At 60.0% G+C, this 15772-nt stretch carries 16 protein-coding genes and 1 pseudogene; 6 read left to right on the forward strand and 11 right to left on the reverse strand.

Going from position 1 to position 15772, the window contains the following annotated elements; all coding sequences use genetic code 11:
* Positions 1 to 397 precede the first annotated feature (397 nt).
* On the reverse strand, positions 398 to 1000 hold the full coding sequence (locus M1L53_RS28305) for a hypothetical protein (protein ID WP_083471179.1): 603 nt from the start codon (positions 998 to 1000) through the stop codon (positions 398 to 400).
* Between the two features lie 23 nt (positions 1001 to 1023).
* On the reverse strand, positions 1024 to 1473 hold the full coding sequence (locus M1L53_RS28310; RefSeq protein ID WP_003943700.1) for a helix-turn-helix domain-containing protein: 450 nt from the start codon (positions 1471 to 1473) through the stop codon (positions 1024 to 1026).
* Between the two features lie 127 nt (positions 1474 to 1600).
* Here M1L53_RS28310 and M1L53_RS28315 point away from each other — a divergent pair.
* Positions 1601 to 2698, forward strand: a pseudogene (locus tag M1L53_RS28315) (MFS transporter); the annotation flags it as partial.
* A gap of 66 nt (positions 2699 to 2764) precedes the next feature.
* Here M1L53_RS28315 and M1L53_RS28320 read toward each other — a convergent pair.
* From M1L53_RS28320 to M1L53_RS28335, 4 genes are all read right to left on the reverse strand, one after another.
* Positions 2765 to 4015, reverse strand: a complete 1251-nt coding sequence (locus M1L53_RS28320; RefSeq protein WP_054187581.1) for an amidohydrolase — start codon at positions 4013 to 4015, stop codon at positions 2765 to 2767.
* Between the two features lie 98 nt (positions 4016 to 4113).
* Complete coding sequence (locus M1L53_RS28325; protein WP_054187580.1) at positions 4114 to 4536, reverse strand: hypothetical protein; 423 nt, start codon at positions 4534 to 4536, stop codon at positions 4114 to 4116.
* A 470-nt stretch (positions 4537 to 5006) separates the two neighbouring features.
* Entirely contained in the window at positions 5007 to 5555 is a 549-nt protein-coding gene (locus M1L53_RS28330) for a hypothetical protein (RefSeq protein WP_003943619.1), read from the reverse strand.
* A 159-nt stretch (positions 5556 to 5714) separates the two neighbouring features.
* Entirely contained in the window at positions 5715 to 5855 is a 141-nt protein-coding gene (locus M1L53_RS28335) for a hypothetical protein (protein WP_156519461.1), read from the reverse strand.
* 187 nt (positions 5856 to 6042) lie between these two features.
* On the opposite strand from M1L53_RS28335, the gene M1L53_RS28340 reads away from it, so the two are divergent.
* From M1L53_RS28340 to M1L53_RS28355, 4 genes are all read left to right on the forward strand, one after another.
* Entirely contained in the window at positions 6043 to 7758 is a 1716-nt protein-coding gene (locus tag M1L53_RS28340) for a 3-ketosteroid-delta-1-dehydrogenase (protein WP_003943733.1), read from the forward strand.
* A 689-nt stretch (positions 7759 to 8447) separates the two neighbouring features.
* Positions 8448 to 9260, forward strand: coding sequence for a peptidoglycan DD-metalloendopeptidase family protein (locus M1L53_RS28345; RefSeq protein ID WP_232319028.1), 813 nt, complete (start codon positions 8448 to 8450; stop codon positions 9258 to 9260).
* Positions 9261 to 9504: 244 nt separating this feature from the next.
* Entirely contained in the window at positions 9505 to 10266 is a 762-nt protein-coding gene (locus M1L53_RS28350; RefSeq protein WP_054187578.1) for a pentapeptide repeat-containing protein, read from the forward strand.
* A 13-nt stretch (positions 10267 to 10279) separates the two neighbouring features.
* Complete coding sequence (locus M1L53_RS28355; RefSeq protein WP_054187577.1) at positions 10280 to 10696, forward strand: hypothetical protein; 417 nt, start codon at positions 10280 to 10282, stop codon at positions 10694 to 10696.
* A gap of 78 nt (positions 10697 to 10774) precedes the next feature.
* On the opposite strand, the gene M1L53_RS28360 is transcribed toward M1L53_RS28355, so the two are convergent.
* From M1L53_RS28360 to M1L53_RS28375, 4 genes are all read right to left on the reverse strand, one after another.
* The gene (locus tag M1L53_RS28360; RefSeq protein WP_003943650.1) at positions 10775 to 11116 is read right to left on the reverse strand and encodes a hypothetical protein; all 342 of its coding nucleotides are present in this window, start codon (positions 11114 to 11116) and stop codon (positions 10775 to 10777) included.
* Positions 11113 to 12264, reverse strand: coding sequence for an alkane 1-monooxygenase (locus M1L53_RS28365; RefSeq protein ID WP_054187600.1), 1152 nt, complete (start codon positions 12262 to 12264; stop codon positions 11113 to 11115). The genes M1L53_RS28360 and M1L53_RS28365 overlap by 4 nt, the downstream gene beginning before the upstream one ends.
* Before the next feature lie 95 nt (positions 12265 to 12359).
* Positions 12360 to 13013, reverse strand: coding sequence for a class F sortase (locus M1L53_RS28370; RefSeq protein ID WP_054187576.1), 654 nt, complete (start codon positions 13011 to 13013; stop codon positions 12360 to 12362).
* Positions 13014 to 14312, reverse strand: a complete 1299-nt coding sequence (locus tag M1L53_RS28375) for an ice-binding family protein (RefSeq protein WP_054187575.1) — start codon at positions 14310 to 14312, stop codon at positions 13014 to 13016.
* 223 nt (positions 14313 to 14535) lie between these two features.
* On the opposite strand from M1L53_RS28375, the gene M1L53_RS28380 reads away from it, so the two are divergent.
* Positions 14536 to 15252, forward strand: coding sequence for a TetR/AcrR family transcriptional regulator C-terminal domain-containing protein (locus M1L53_RS28380; RefSeq protein ID WP_042452349.1), 717 nt, complete (start codon positions 14536 to 14538; stop codon positions 15250 to 15252).
* Between the two features lie 356 nt (positions 15253 to 15608).
* Here the strand turns inward: M1L53_RS28380 and M1L53_RS28385 are convergent, their stop codons facing one another.
* The gene (locus tag M1L53_RS28385; RefSeq protein ID WP_165639161.1) at positions 15609 to 15752 is read right to left on the reverse strand and encodes a hypothetical protein; all 144 of its coding nucleotides are present in this window, start codon (positions 15750 to 15752) and stop codon (positions 15609 to 15611) included.
* Positions 15753 to 15772 lie beyond the last annotated feature (20 nt).

Below are 15772 nucleotides of genomic sequence, written 5' to 3' on the forward strand. Positions count from 1 at the left end.
AAGACAATTCGATGTCAAGCATTACGGAATCGAGACGCCGAGAAAAAGGAAGAAACCCTATGGTTTGGAACTAGTTGAATCTGTAACTTAAGGCGTTGTTGCAGTTCAGAGACGGTGATGATTTATCACGATTTCCCGTGATAAATCGGATAATGCCGTGAGTCACAGACTTGTGTGCACTTCCGCGTGATGTTCGAAGAATATTATGATCCGCATGCGTCAAAGGGTTGGCACGGAAGCGATAAGGCTTCTGTCTCATATTTTTCGAGGATCTCGTGGAGGTTCGGCAATCAGGCGATCCTGTATCTGGAATCGATTTTCTTCTTAATGAATTTCAAAACGTGTTAGGTCCGCTTATCGAATTCTTTACTCGGAGTATGGATGATCCGGCAATGATTCATCCTCGTCGCGACCACTTGCCGCGCAGAAGCATCAGTGCGGTAAGGGTGAGGCCCCATCCGATCGTGGACAGTGCGACGCCCACGCCTGCCTGTCCGGTGACATCAGTACTGGCGTCGATACTGAATGCTGTGGTGAATCCCGCAGCCGTGCCGGCAGCTGCAGTCAGGCCGCCTGCCTTCATCCATCGCGAGCAATGTGCGGAAACGAAACACGCGAGGATCACCGTTAATCCGCAGGCAAACACCTGCCAGGGAGGAAACTGCGTCGGGGCAGGCAGGCCGGGGCCGCGGAATCCGCCTTTGTAGTCGGCTGACCAGCTGAGCCAGCCCACACAAGACAGAAGGCCCAGCGCAAAGGCCAACAGGCCGGTACGCCACAGTCCGAGTGGGCCCGATCCCGTGCGCCCGGCGTCGAGGGCGGTCGTGGAGTGCTCCACGCCAGTTCGTTCCGAACGCCAGATTGTCCAGATGATGCTTGCGCCGATAGTTGTGGGTACGCCGACGAAGATGAATGCAATCCAGAGAAACTGCGGCCAGGAAAACTCGAGATCGACAGTCATGATCGGAGTATGCGCGAACTTCGAATCCTGTGCGCCCATCTACCGATCTGGCGAGTTGCGGGTCAGCCTTCCTCGACCTTCTCCACATGTGTACTTGCCGGGTCCAGGTCGATATTCCGTGCGTTGATCAGTCGAAGCCTGGGCACCGGATCGCCCGTGGTGTCGTCGATCAAGATCGAGTGTGGCTCACCGTCATCGAAGGCGTGGCGCTCTCCCCATTGCCGCAGGCTCGTGATCACGATGAACAGATCCATACCGCGTCCGGTCAGGATGTACTCGTTGCGGGTCCCTTGTTCGTTCGGTCGGACTTCGAAAATTCCTTGCTCGACAAGGGTTTTCAGCCTGTCCGTCAAGATATTCTTTGCGATGCGCAGGTTTCGCTGAAACTGACTGAACCTCGACGACCCGTCGAAGGCGTCTCGCACGATCAACAGCGACCATCTGTCGCCGATGATGTCGGCCGCTCGGGCCGTCGGGCAGTGCGGGTCCGTCCATTGTGTGCGATCAGGCATCGGGTTCCTCATTGGTTGCGTTTTGAAACTGTATTGACATAGTCTTCAAATGGTATCAAAACGCAACCAAATTGAGGTGGAAGTGACTGCACGTCAATCTGTCGAGAACGCACGGGACAAGTTCAAAATGCCTCGTGGACTTCGCCTGTTGCTCGCGGTGCTCTGCGGTGTCTCGGTAGCCAATATCTACTACGCACAGCCGCTCCTCGGGCAAATCGGCTCGGATCTTTCCATTCCTCCGGCCGGCCTCGGTTTCGTAGTCGCACTCGCCCAACTCGGTTATGTGGTGGGGTTGATCGTGTTGGTGCCATTGAGCGATCTCGTGAATCGAAAGAAATTGATCGCAATCCAGATCGTCGCTGCTGCAACGGGAACGATGCTTGTTGCTCTGGCCACCACGAATCTGCAGCTGTTGATCGGGATGGCGGTCGCAGGCACGTTCTCGGTAGTTGTTCAAGTCATGGTTGCCTATGCTGCGGCAATCAGTGACCCGGACGAGCGGGGGGCAAACATCGGTGTCATCACCAGCGGCGTTGTCGTCGGCATCATCCTCGCTCGGACTGTCGCCGGCGCAGTTGCGGATCTGGCAGGCTGGCGGGCGGTCTACGCGGGATCCACTTTCATTTCGGTACTGGTCGCGGCCGTCGCGCTGACGATGCTGCCGAAAGATCTTCGTTCGCAACCCGATAGGCGTTCGTACGTGCGTGCAATGGGGTCTGTCGTGACGTTGACGCTTACGAACCGACTGTTTCGCACCCGGGCCCTGATCGCCTTGTTCCTTTTCGCGTCCTTTGGTGCTTTGTGGAGCGGAATGGCCCTGCCGTTGAGTGAGGAACCATGGCGGTTGTCGACCACACAGATCGGGCTCTTCGGAATCGCAGGATTGGTCGGAGCATTGGGCGCGGTCGGTGCCGGTCGGTGGGCCGATCAAGGCAAAGCGCAACGCGTCACCGGGGCGTCGTTGGTCGTTCTCTTGCTGTCGTGGGTATTCAACGCGCAGGCGACGCACTCGCTGGTGTTGCTCGTAGTCGGTGTTGTTGCGTTGGACTTTGCCGTGCAGGCTGTTCACGTCACGAGCCAGAATCTGATCGTCGCGAACACACCGGAATCGTCCGGGCAGATCATCGGTAGTTACATGGTGTTCTATTCGTTGGGCAGCGCGGCTGGGGCGGTTTCCACCACTATGGTTTTCGACGCGGCAGGGTGGGGCGCTGCAAGTATTCTCGGCGGCGCCTACGCGTTTGCAGCCTTGATCGCATGGACGATCGATCGATTGCGGACCCGCAACACTCTAGGGAGTTGGGAGCCACGTCCTGGCCGCGACGACCAAGGCGTTCACACCGATGGTCAGGGTCGGCTCGATCACGGGAGCGTAGTGCGGAGAGTGGTTCGACGGCACGGTTCGCAAAGCCGGATCGGTCATGTCACCTGTCGTGAACAGTGAAGGGTCGGTACCGCCCAACAACCAGTACGACAGTGGCGCACCGGCACTGGTCGCGAGAATGCCGACGTCTTCACTACCTGCTCCTGCGCCGGGATCGAGAATCTTGTTCGTCCCCAACCATTCGGCAAACGCATCAAGTGTCTTGTCCAGCGCCGCCGGGTCATTGACGACGATCGGAAAGTGCTCCGTCTCGGTGATGGTCGGTGGGGTGGGAGCGCCGGCGGTGGCCGCTTCGCCCTGGACGATGCGGTCGACGCTATCCAGGATGCGCTGACGCACAACTGCGTCGTAGCTGCGGATGTTGAGTTGCAGTTCTGCTTCGCCGGGAATGACGTTGGCGGCATCTCCAGCATGGATGGAGCCGACGGTGAGGACAGCTGTTGCAGTGCTCGGGACCTCGCGTGAGATGACAGTTTGCAAACGCAACACGGTTTCGGCCGCCATGACCACGGGATCGACCGAGTTCTCCGGCATAGATCCGTGGGCGCCCTTTCCGACCAGTCTCACACGAAGTGAGTCCGATCCCGCATACGAGGGGCCGGCGTGCCCGGCGATCGTGCCTGCCGGTAGCGGCGATACGTGTTGGCCGAGAACGATGTCGGGCTTCGGGAATCGCTCGAACAGTCCGTCGTCGACCATGGCTTGCGCACCCGCGCCAAGTTCCTCCGCCGGTTGGAAGACGAGGACAAGAGTGCCGGACCAGGTCGTCGTGTCCTGCGAGAGGATCCGGGCTGCACCGAGTAAGCAGGTCGTATGCAGGTCATGGCCGCACGCGTGGCTGAGCGAGACGGTCTTCCCCTGGTCGTCGGTCGTTGTCACGGTGCTGGCGTAGTCCAATCCGGTTTCTTCCCGAACCGGGAGGGCGTCCATGTCCGCACGCAGCAGCGCTGTGGGGCCCGCTCCGTTCTTCAGGACTCCGACGACTCCGGTTGTCCCGACACCGGTGGTGGTGTCGAATCCAAGTGCTGTTAGATGTCTTTCCACCAGACTGGATGTTCGTTGCTCGTGAAACCCCAGTTCCGGATGGCTGTGGAGGTCCTTGTACAGGTCGATCAAATCCAGATCCACGGAGATCGTTTCGTGCACTGACGAGGTCATGAGTGTCCTCTCGGTAGCGTCTTTTCAGGCTAACCGGGATGACGGGTCGGTAAACAGGACCTTAGGTCCCACGGTGCCGGTGATGCGGAGTTCTGGTGCTACGGCACGTAGAACGATGTGACACCTGGGGTGATGATGGATCCGGCCACGGACAGCACGGCAACAGCGACTTGACCGGTCCCGGTCTGCACGATCGCCTCTGCTGGGACTCCGTTGAGGCCGTCCGAGAGCCGAGCGGAGCCGGAGGCCCCGGTCGAAAGGTTCAGCCAGCGCATTTCGGACGAGAGCAGGCATCCCCACCGGCCTTCCTTGCCTCCGGTGATCGTCACCGTGCCGGGTTGTTCACCGACGACAGCTACGCAGCGGACGGCCGGCGCGTCGAAGCTGCCGTTCGGGTTGCCGTACGGCGCAGGGTTGACCTGGAATGGAATGGTCACCGCGGCGGATGCGAGCGCCACCGACGTCAGAGTAGAAGCGATCACGACGGATGTGCAGACGCTCAGTCGGCGAACGAGATTCATCACGGAGGCCTCCAGCCATGTCCAGGTGATTTACTTGTCTTCCCCGACGTAACGTCTTGGTCGCAGCTTCCCTTCTTGCATCGCCGCATTGAAGACGACAGCCTCACCATATCCGGTTGCACTGGAGAATTCAGGTACTCGTCGCTATTCGCTACATGTGGCGGCCTCAGATGCCGTCCGTCGAACCGCCTCTGCCGTCGTCGAAGCACGTACTACGGCAACCGGTGTTCCGGCTGCGGGATCGAAACTCCAGTCCTGCCGATAGGACTGGAGTAGATCTGGATCTGTGATCATCGCACCTGGCGACAATCGCTGGGCGAGCGTGTTCAAAGCGTCGACATTGACCATGATCTGGTTTCAGCGTTCCGCTCCGAGATGTGAAACTCATTGTGTCCAAGGCATGTCCGTGGACCTGAGAGTTGAAAGTCAGTATCTCGAGTGCGGTTGAGATCCACCGAATATGGCGTACGTCATATGTTGCTGAGGTCGGTCAGTACCTGATCGAAGGCGCCGGTACGTCCAGGTGTGACTACCTTCTGAAACAGTGTCAGGACACATTCGTCAAGGGCGTCCGTTGCCGTGAGGGTTCTTCTGGCGACGGTACTTCTACCCGACCATCGGCCACGTTCCATGTGTGCCAATGCGATTCCGTCACGCCGGGCTGTTGCCTTTCGGCCCGATGAATGAACGAAGAGGTATGTTCTGCCCGCGATATCGACTTCGCACAGCTTGTTCTTGCGGCGCATGGCCTTGGGCTTCTGGTCGATCAGGGTCCCGATCGTTCCGTCGGACAATCGAAGTGATGCAGGTCGGCCTTTGCGGAATGTGAGCCTGGATCGATCCTGCTCGGCTGTTGACGATTTCCTCTTCCGCCCGCCGGCAACGCTCTCCGATCCGTCGTCGGATGCGGGAATCAGTTCGCCTTGAACGTTCCCCGACGGATCGAATATCGATACGGCCGAACCACCTTCGGCAAGGTTGACGAACCAGCCGGTCTCTGTAGGGGTGTTCCATTTCATGTAGATGATTATTCTTCATCAGTGCCGAGGAACATCAGCCGATAGTCCGAGACGAGGATCGCGGTCAGGATTCGACAGTCACCTCGACGACGCCATCGTCGCCGTTGAAGCGAACCGCCGGCCAGTACCCGTCCATGAAATGCAAACCGCACGAGTCTGTCAGACGTTGACAATCGCTTCGACGGCCAGACGGTGAAGAGCCTGGTGATGCTCGAAGGCGTGGCGTAGGCGGGGAAGCATGCCGCGTACAAGGGCGCCGAGCGTTTCGTCGACGATGCCGAAGCTGGGATTTGTCCTCACGTGAGCAGCGTAGACATCGAAGAAGGCAAGCCGCGATTCTGCTGGGGCGGGCACAACGCCCGACCCGTGGCAGGAGCCGTTCTTCGCCAATCCACTCGCAATGTCCCGCTGACTGGGCATCCGGAACCTTCTGCGCCGCGACTGCCTTAGCGTTCTACGTCGATAACCACGTGAAGGGATTTGTTCAATGGCGAAGAATCAGGCACCCCCCGCGACACAAGCCAAGGACATCGTTGTCGATCTACTGGTGATCGGGTCCGGTACCGGCATGGCTGCCGCCCTCACCGCGAACGAGCTCGGCTTGTCCACGCTGATCGTGGAGAAGACGCAGTACGTTGGCGGTTCGACGGCGCGGTCCGGTGGAGCGTTCTGGATGCCTGCCAACCCGATCTTGGCGAAAGCCGGTGCGGGCGACACCGTTGAGCGCGCGAAGACATACGTGCGGTCGGTGGTCGGTGATACTGCCCCTGCCCAACGTGGGGAGGCATTCGTCGACAACGGTGCGGCCACCGTCGACATGCTTTACCGCACGACGCCCATGAAGTTCTTCTGGGCCAAGGAATACTCCGATTACCACCCCGAACTGCCGGGAGGTAGCGCCGCCGGACGTACCTGCGAGTGCCTGCCGTTCGACGCGTCGGTACTCGGCGCGGAACGCGGTCGCCTGCGGCCCGGTTTGATGGAAGCCGGACTGCCGATGCCGGTGACAGGTGCGGACTACAAGTGGATGAACCTGATGGTGAAGAAGCCGAGCAAGGCTTTCCCTCGCATCATCCGCCGCCTGGCGCAGGGCGTTTACGGCAAGTACGTACTCAAGCGTGAATACATCGCAGGCGGTCAGGCGCTCGCCGCCGGCCTGTTCGCAGGTGTGGTCCAGGCCGGTATCCCGGTGTGGACGGAAACGTCGTTGGTTCGGCTCATCACCGAAGATGGCCGCGTAACGGGTGCAGTTGTGGTGCAAGACGGTCGTGAAGTGACGGTGACCGCTCGGCGTGGTGTCGTTCTGGCAGCCGGAGGGTTCGACCACAACATGGAGTGGCGCCACAAGTACCAGTCGGAGAGCCTCGGTGAGCACGAGAGCCTGGGCGCAGAGGGCAACACCGGCGAAGCGATCGAGGCAGCACAAGAGCTCGGCGCAGGTATCGGATCGATGGATCAGTCGTGGTGGTTCCCCGCGGTGGCAAGCATCAAGGGCCGCCCGCCGATGGTGATGCTCGCAGAGCGTGCGCTGCCAGGCTCGTTCATCGTCGACCAGACCGGTCGTCGATTCGTGAACGAGGCGACGGACTACATGTCGTTCGGCCAGCGCGTGCTCGAACGGGAAAAGGCCGGAGATCCGGCCGAGTCGATGTGGTTTGTTTTCGACCAGGAGTACCGCAACAGCTACGTGTTCGCAGGCGGTATCTTCCCTCGTCAGCCGCTTCCGCAGGCATTCTTCGACTCCGGCATCGCGCACAAGGCGAGCAGTCCGGTCGAGCTTGCCCGCAAGGTCGGTCTTCCCGAGGAGGCTTTTGCCGAGTCCTTCGAGAAGTTCAACGAGGCCGCTGCTGCCGGTAGCGATGCGGAATTTGGTCGCGGCGGAAGTGCATACGATCGGTACTACGGCGACCCGACAGTGTCCCCGAACCCGAACCTGAGGAAGCTCGACACGAGTGCCCTCTACGCGGTGAAGATGACGCTCAGCGACCTCGGCACCTGCGGCGGTGTGCAGGCGGACGAGCATGCACGCGTGCTTCGTGAGGACGGCAGCGTGATCGACGGCCTGTATGCGATCGGCAATACTGCGGCCAACGCATTCGGTCACACCTACCCGGGCGCCGGTGCAACGATCGGCCAGGGGCTGGTTTACGGATACATTGCCGCTCACCACGCAGCCGAGAAAGTAGCTTCGACTCAGCAGTAGATCCACTAGGCAACAACTCGCCGAACGGGAGATCAGCACGCGTTTCCGATGCCGGGAACGTGCACTGGTCTCCCGTTCGGCTTGTAGGAGCAATGCCGCCTGTATGTCCCATCTCGGTAACGCTGACGCGCCAGGTGACCAAGACGCCGTATCGTCTCCAGAAGTGACATGGGGCACTGGCGATTGTTCGACCAGATGCCATCCACCGAAGGCGCGCCTGATATCGACCGGTCGGGTCGAATGCGCAAAAACAGGTATGTACCCAGGTAATTCAACCGTGGTGTGGAGCGTCGTGAAGCGACAGCGTATGAGGTGATTCCTCATCCGCAACGCAAGGATCTCCATGTTCCACCCCCTTTCCGACCATCCGGGTAGACACCCACCCTGTCGATCTTCGAACGAGAAGCCTTCGGTTTGTTCCGGCATTCGTAGTCCTCGATCAACGATCGATTCAGGCACTGCCTCGATGTAGAACCCGTATCTCCTGTGCTGTCACCAGGAGATACAGACCTGCGGGTCTATGCGCGCGCTCGCGTTCGAGAGCGGTCACCGTACCTCTCTCCATGGCGCGATCCGAACATTTCACTCCAACGGAGTCTTGGTGCGATACACCAAGTAGCTCAGCACGTATTGAGTGCTGTCTGCGGGTAGAGCCTGCACCTGCTCCGAGCACATCAGTCAAGGAAAACATGAGTAAGCACAGAAAACACAAGCCTTCCAGCACAAAACGATTCATCGCCGTAACTGCGGGACTGGGCGCCCTTGTGGGGGCCGGAGCAGTAGCCAATGCAGGTACCGCCGGTGCGCAGGGCTGGTCGGCGAGTTGCAATTGGGAGTGGCCGGTGAGCGGATCACTTTCGCAGGGTTACCACGCGGGACATGACGGAGTCGACTTCGCTGTCAACGTCGGCACCGCGCTCCACGCGCCCACATCGGGCACGATTTCTGTTGCCGGACCCAATGATCCGGGTGGATATGGAACGTACATCCAGTTGGAAGCGGACAGTGGCGAGCAGATTCAGATGGGCCACCTCTCCGAAACATGGGTCGGTGTGGGGCAACACGTCGAGGTAGGCGACGAGATCGGGGCAACGGGTAACACCGGTAGCTCCACCGGTCCACATCTGCATCTCCGCATTCACAGTGGAGGCGCCGTCGATCCCATGTCCTTCCTGAGTTCGATCGGGGCGTGCGATACCGGGTCGAGTATTGTTCCCGCGCCCGCGCCCGCGCCCGCGCCGGCACAGGACGTAGCACCCGAATTTGCACCGGAACCGGCGCCTGCTCCCGTTGTCTACTCTGAGGCATCCGAATCTGTACCGGTAGAAAGCATTCCGGAGTCGGAGACTCCAGCGTCCGGCTCAAAGGTAGTCGTTGCAGCCGGTGATACATTGTTCGACCTCGCGACAGAACGAGGTCTCACCTGGCAGCAGGTGTGGGACATGAATCCGCAGATCGTCAATCCCGATCAGATCCTTGTGGGCGACGTGATCAACTTGTGAGAGTGGATAATTCGATACTGATCCGGAGATGAGTCAACGGCTCGTACACGACCGGTTTCAGTACCCCAGTTGACTCCGAGTTCCACTTCGTGCGCGTGAGCGCTGCAGCCGGGCCGTGCATTTCACGGTCCGGCTGTTTTGCGCGCTCCGAGAAGTGATTCCTACCGAAGTACTGATGTGTGGTGATTCGCTTCTCGGACAGCCACGGCCAATCGCTGGGGATCTTGCCGATACTATTGAGCCCGTGAACCGGTCCGCGATCACCTCTTTACGTCGACGTTGGTCAGATGAGGGTGTCGATAATTTACGGGCGCAGCTGCTCGATCAGTCGCGGATCGTCAAGCCTCCCCACACTCTCGTCTCCCCACGGGCGGAGACCGATGACGGGCTGATCGATGTGCGTGGCCTGACAGCGGGTAGCGCTGGATTGGACATTCGGTATCTCACGTTGGAACGGATTGATCTGAGTTTCGCTCGGGGTTCGATCTCCGTCTTCGAATCCGAATTATTCGACTGCCGTTTCGATTTCGTGGCACTGACCGGACAGCCCCGTTTCAATCGCCGACTCGAACGGTGCAGTTTCCGGGGTGCTGCGCTCTCGCGTGTGGCGCTCGGACCGAGGGTCGTCGATTGCGATTTCACTGGAGCCAAAGCACGCGGGCTCCGCTCCGTGCCCAATACTGTGTTCGAACGATGCGCATTCGACGACACAGACCTGACTGGTGCGCAGTTCGCCGATACCTCATTCGTGGAGTGCACTTTCGGCGGCGCACGATTCTCGGCGGCCACGAGTTTTGTGCGGTGTTCCTTCACCCGGACCGCTGTCGAGTTCTCCGAAGCGCAAGTGTCGCGAACAACGTGTGACGGCACCGCGATTCCGGATCAATGGGAAGGTGAGGCCGATTCAGCAGTCGCACTGGAGCGGTATGCCGGTCGATATGCCCGAGCACTTGGCGTGGGGGACACAGAGGGTATGGCCCTCGATCCTGAAATGGATGATTCGTAAAGGGGGCAGATCGATGACTCGCGGGGTCACGTTCAGGACAGTATTCGGTGGACCGTCGGTGCCGCTTGACTTCATCGAGGAGTTGACTCGGCTCAGACACCGGCTGAGGGGCATCGCGATGCAGTACGACTTCGATCTGTTTGTTGTCGTTGGTGGCGACATCTCCGTGGTGACCGATCCGACCGGGATCCGGCTTCCGCGTGTGTTTCTGGGCAGGCGTACCGCTACGGCGCAGGTACAGATGAACACTGACGACGTGATGGGGGTGTCCGACCCGCGTGCATTTCTGTACACGACGATCCATGCGGCACTGACGGAACTGATCACGCGTGTCTCAGACCGCGACAACGACTTCGATGCGGACGGGGAGCGAGCGAAGATCGAGTTCTTGATCCTCGATGACAATGGCGAGCGCGAATCAAAGCTGTGATGGCAAATGACAAATGCTGCGCTCCCGAATTCGTCAGGCTGTTGTCACTCTCTGGCATCAAACACTGCGGTGACCACTTCACAGAAAATCGCCGGGTGCCGGCAATGGACGAACCTCACTATGAGTTCTGCGGTGCGCGGTAGCGGTGACAAGTAGGTAGCGTTCAGCTGCGGCGTAGTCGGTGATCGATGTTCCGTCGGGCCCGGGGGTTTGAGTGATCAGGTCGAGGTATCGGCGGCGATAGAGGTATGCGTCGGGCTGGGTCAACAGGTACTCCGCGGCAGCGACGACGTCCAGGCTCGGTGCGGCTCGTCTGAGCCGGGTGCGCGCCGGCTGGTACGCAGCTCTGGCGTGTTTGGTCGGCCCGGTGGCCGTGTAGTGCCCGTCGCTGTGGTCGTCGTCTCGGGCATTGTCATTCATATCGTCGCCTTGGTGTGAATGAGCTCGACGTTGCCGTTGTAGTAGCCGAGGACACGGTGATCCATCATCCGCCGCCACAGTGGTGGTACGGCAGCGCAGACGATCATCACCGCGTATCCGGCAGGGAGTTGCGGAGCGGTTGGAGCGCTGCGCAGAGATTGGTAGCGCAGACGCGGATTCGCGTGATGGTCACTGTGTCGTTGTAATTGGTACAGGAACAAATTGGACAAGAGATGATCACTGTTCCAACTGTCTTCGGGCCGGGCTTTGACAAAGCTGCCGTCTTGTCTTCGCGCACGGAGCAATCCGTAGTGTTCGAGGTAGTTTGCGGCCTCGAGGAACGTGATCCCGGCCAAGGCTTGCAGGAGTAGCCAGGGCAGTATCTGCCACCCGAATAAGGTGATCAACGTCCCGAACAGTGCGGCGCTCAGCGACCATGCCTGCACGATGTTGTTTCGAGGCGACAGTGCGGGTGAACCCTGCCGGCGCAGGCGTGCTGATTCGATCCGCCAGCCCGATTTCAGACCTCCGAATACGCTGCGGGGCAAGAATATCCAGAACGATTCCCCGAAACGAGCACTGGCGGGATCGCGCGGCGTCGCAACGTTGACGTGGTGACCGTGATTGTGCTCGATGTAGAAGTGCCCGTAGAACGATTGAGCGAGCACAATTTTCGCCAACCGCCGCTCGAGGCGGCTGCTCTTGTGGCCTAGTTCGTGTGCGGCATTGATACCGACGCCTGCAACGACGCCGACGGTCATCGCCAGTGCGATCTTCTCTCCGGTTGCCATCGGGGCGTACGCCCAACACCATGCGGCGAAGACGAGGCCAGCGTATTGAAGTGGCACGAACAGGTAGGTACACCATCGGTAGTAGCGGTCGTCCTGCAATGCCGCGATCACGTTGTCCGGTGGGCTGCGGCCATCTGCGCCGACTGCGATGTCGACGATCGGGATGACGAGAATCAGGATCCAGGCACCGGTCGCCCAGAACAGGCCGAGGTGCAAATATTCGACCAGCAGCCAGGACAGGAAGGGACTCAGCGGGATCAGCAATCCCAACGGCCACCAGTAACGCTTCCGATCCCGCCATGCAGGAGCGTCGACACCTGCTTCGGCGCTCGCTCGAATGTCGTCGGTGTCTGTCATCGAAACTTCTCGAGCACGGGAAAGTGGAATACGGTCATTGCTCTCCAACGGTTCGTGCGGACTTTCGAAGTGGTGTGCTGCGGCGTCTCAGGCGGTTAGGCCAGGTCTGCGAATGCGATGATGTTGTCGTTGTAACTGCGTGCGGTTTCGTCGAAGGATCCACCGCACGTGATGATCCGGAGTCCGGGGTGGTCGATGTCGCCATATACGACGTCGGTGGGAAAGTCCTCTTTGGGGAAGTGTTCGACACTGGTAGCGGTGAACACTGCGCGACTTCCGTCTTCGCGGGTGACGATGATGTCGGCTCCTGTTTCGAGATTCCGCAGATCGAAGAAGACCCCGTCGGTGCCTTGCCAGTCGACGTGGCCGGCGATGATTGCCGGTCCGACCTCACCGGGTGCGGGAGCGCCGGTGTACCACCCTGCGTCCTTCCCATCCGGTGGGACCTCGAGTGCTCCATCGGTATCGAGTCCGAGATCGATGATGTCGGTGTCGACGCCGATGGACGGGATTTCGAGGCGCGCGGGGAGGTGTTCAGCAGTTACCGGCGCCCTTTCGGGCAGTGCAGAGTCAGTGGCGCGTGGCGCGGATGTGGTGTCTTGTCGAGGCGACGAGTGTGGTTGTGAATTTCCGCTGTCGGATTGTCCACCGGCGCATCCGACCACCGTTACGAGTACTGAAACAGTAAGGGCGAGAGCCGTGATGGCTCGGCGAGTTCGCGGAGCCATCACGGAGTTTTCGTCTTTCATCTATCGACTTGTCCGACGGATGACGAGGGCCGACATAGCCACGACGCTGAAGAAGCCGACGAGCAGGGCGATCCACCCTCCACTGGACTGTCCGCCGCGTTGGGATTGTGTGCTTCCGTCACCGGTGTCGACCGACCCTCGTGGTACCTGCTGCACCTGAGGGGCTCGAACATTCGGGGATTCCGGGCCTACCGGTTGAGTGGTCGGGGTACCCGTTCGAGAAGCTGACGTCGTCGGCACCCGAGACGGGACGGTTACCGTCCCGGGAACGGTGGGAGGTATTCCCGGCAGTGGTGGGAGACCGGGAATCTCGGGTATGGACGGAATGTTTCGGCTGGTCGTGATGATCGGCGGTACGTCCACAGTGGTTGTAGTCGTGCCGTTCGGCCCTGGTGTGGTGGTCGTCGCTTCCACCGGTGTACCAGTCGTGGTTGTAGTCACCTCCGGCGGGACGACCGTCGTGGTTGTAGTCACCACCGGCGGGACCACAGTCGTGGTGGTAGTCGTCGCGGTGTCAGGCGGGACCGTAGTCGTCGTAGTGGTCGGGGTCGTAGTCGTGACAGGAGGCGCACAGGTCGGGATCGTAACGGTGTTCGTATCGAGAGTGACCGCGCCATTGATCGCCAACAGTCGACCCTCGACGGTTGCCTCGGTTGTGGCAGTAATGTCTGTCAGCGCCAACAGGTTTCCTCGGAAGACGGAGTTGGTGCCCAGGGTGGCGGAACTTCCAACCTGCCAGAAAACATTGCACGCCTGCGTTCCGTTGATCAGTGCAACGGTGCTGGACGACGATGTGATCAGCGTTGATCCCGCTTGGAAGACGAAGACTGCATCGGGGTCACCTTGCGCGTCGAGGGTGACGGTTCCCGACAGTGCGATCGACGAACCGGAGTTGTAGACACCCGAAACCAGTGTCCGACCGGTCAAGTCGGCTCCCGTCGGTTGTGTGGGTCCCTGACCGGCAAGAGTGTTGTAGGCAGTCAACACGTCGGGTTTCGCTCCCTGCGATACCGCGTCGCCACCATGATTGGTGCCGGTAATCGTCAGGTCCGATACACCGGTGATGGTTGGCGTCGGATACGTGCCGATATCGCCGCCGAGGGTTGTCGGTCCGGTGTTGGTGATTCCTGCTCCGGCAAGGACTGCAAAGGGCTCAGCGGTGCCGAGTCCGACAGCAGTCGCTTCCGCGCCGGCAGTGCCGGCCGGCAAGACGAGAATGCCGACGGAGAAGACGGAAATCGTTGCAATACCCGAGAATTGAAAGAACCGCGAGCGTCGTGTTGCGGTGGGTGCTGTCATGTTCTGTTCATCTTCGATCCTTTGAAGAAGGGACTCATGCGACGAAAGTGAGTCCGTACGTCCGCGCCGGCTCCGGCGCCGGGACGTATCGATGAGCGCCCACGTAAATCCGGACATTCCGGGTATACGATGTGTGTATACGTTGTATATATCAGGCGTCTTCGAACAGTAAACCAGCCGTGCGGTTCTGTCAATGCGTAGGCATACGATGTATGTTCTGTGAATGACCGGACACTCGCCAGATCGCACTAAGGGTTTGATTCCCGCCGCGGACCGCGAGGAGCCTCTCACCAGGGCGCTCGTACTCTCGACGGCGTTGGCGATCATCGACGAGGAAGGTGCCGACGGCCTCTCCATGCGCCGACTGGGCAAAGCGCTCGACAGAAATCCGATGACTCTCTACAGGTACGCGGCCAACAAGGCGGCCCTGCTGGACGGGGTCGTCGAGACCGTGCTCGAACAACTGGTCGTCGACCCGTCCGATCGCGACTGGAGAGGGCAGCTGCACGCGGTTGCGTACGGGTATCGCCGCCTCGCGCTCGCGCACCCCAACGTGGTTCCTTTGCTGGTCACTCGGCCGCTGTCCACCCCGCTCGGATTGCGTCCTCCCGGGACGTTGCGCTACGTCGAAGCGATTCTCGAACTGCTGATACGGGCCGGTTTCACTCCTGAAGACGCATTACACATCTACCGAGCAGTGTTCGGCTTCCTCAACGGGCACATTCTCAACGAGCTTCAGGAAATAGTCGAAAATCCCGAGGAGACGGACGATCTCTTGCGGCTCGGTCTGCATCGGCTTGCGCTTGCCGAGTTTCCGAGACTGCGGTCGATGGCTACGATCATGGCTCACTACGACGGGCAGGACGAACTCGAGCGCGGTCTGGCAATCCTTCTGGAGGGTCTGGCGACGGCATCTCCTCCGACGAGGGTTGAGGGCTGACCACTTTCAGTTTGGGTATAGACATGAGACGACCTCGACGGCCACACAATTCAGGGGACCGACGAGGTCGGTAAGCGTCAGCGCAGTCACTGACGTCTACATTTCAACCGTACGAGTCACGGTTGGCAGGTGGCGGCGAGCTTCGTCCTTGTTGTGTGAGTGTTTCGTCCTGCTTCGCCCATTTCGGGCGGTTCCTGACCTGCTGCAGATGATGGCTCTTCGGTTCGGCCGGAATGCTTCATCGAGCTGAACGTGTGTAGAGCGCCTGTAAATGTCTTCCGTCCGCCTCGGTGGACGGACGGAAGGCATCAATTCATTTGTGGGTGACCGTATTCGGCGAACACGGTCTGGTTTTGTCAGGGTTGAAATTCTTCGTTGGTGGGGTTCTCGGGCGGGGTGGCCGCGAGGATGCGCTTCCACCAGCCTTGCCGCTGCGGGTCTTCGTTCCAGACGACCGGTTCAGCCAGAGCTGCGGCGGGGGCCATGATTGGCGCGGGCATAGTGGACCTCCTGGATGAAA

Origin of the sequence: Rhodococcus sp. T9N (assembly GCF_024436645.1) — a bacterium.
Lineage (GTDB): Bacteria > Actinomycetota > Actinomycetes > Mycobacteriales > Mycobacteriaceae > Rhodococcus_F > Rhodococcus_F qingshengii.

Excerpts from the sequence above, each read along its gene's own strand:
- M1L53_RS28370 (WP_054187576.1), bottom strand. The coding sequence starts at position 13,013 with ATGAAAGACGAAAACTCCGTGATGGCTCCGCGAACTCGCCGAGCCATC.
- M1L53_RS28345 (WP_232319028.1), top strand. The coding sequence starts at position 8,448 with ATGAGTAAGCACAGAAAACACAAGCCTTCCAGCACAAAACGATTCATC.
- M1L53_RS28340 (WP_003943733.1), top strand. The coding sequence starts at position 6,043 with ATGGCGAAGAATCAGGCACCCCCCGCGACACAAGCCAAGGACATCGTT.
- M1L53_RS28310 (WP_003943700.1), bottom strand. The coding sequence starts at position 1,473 with ATGCCTGATCGCACACAATGGACGGACCCGCACTGCCCGACGGCCCGA.
- M1L53_RS28325 (WP_054187580.1), bottom strand. The coding sequence starts at position 4,536 with ATGAATCTCGTTCGCCGACTGAGCGTCTGCACATCCGTCGTGATCGCT.
- M1L53_RS28365 (WP_054187600.1), bottom strand. The coding sequence starts at position 12,264 with ATGACAGACACCGACGACATTCGAGCGAGCGCCGAAGCAGGTGTCGAC.
- M1L53_RS28360 (WP_003943650.1), bottom strand. The coding sequence starts at position 11,116 with ATGAATGACAATGCCCGAGACGACGACCACAGCGACGGGCACTACACG.
- M1L53_RS28305 (WP_083471179.1), bottom strand. The coding sequence starts at position 1,000 with ATGGGCGCACAGGATTCGAAGTTCGCGCATACTCCGATCATGACTGTC.
- M1L53_RS28355 (WP_054187577.1), top strand. The coding sequence starts at position 10,280 with ATGACTCGCGGGGTCACGTTCAGGACAGTATTCGGTGGACCGTCGGTG.
- M1L53_RS28385 (WP_165639161.1), bottom strand. The coding sequence starts at position 15,752 with ATGCCCGCGCCAATCATGGCCCCCGCCGCAGCTCTGGCTGAACCGGTC.
- M1L53_RS28380 (WP_042452349.1), top strand. The coding sequence starts at position 14,536 with ATGACCGGACACTCGCCAGATCGCACTAAGGGTTTGATTCCCGCCGCG.
- M1L53_RS28320 (WP_054187581.1), bottom strand. The coding sequence starts at position 4,015 with ATGACCTCGTCAGTGCACGAAACGATCTCCGTGGATCTGGATTTGATC.
- M1L53_RS28330 (WP_003943619.1), bottom strand. The coding sequence starts at position 5,555 with ATGAAATGGAACACCCCTACAGAGACCGGCTGGTTCGTCAACCTTGCC.
- M1L53_RS28375 (WP_054187575.1), bottom strand. The coding sequence starts at position 14,312 with ATGACAGCACCCACCGCAACACGACGCTCGCGGTTCTTTCAATTCTCG.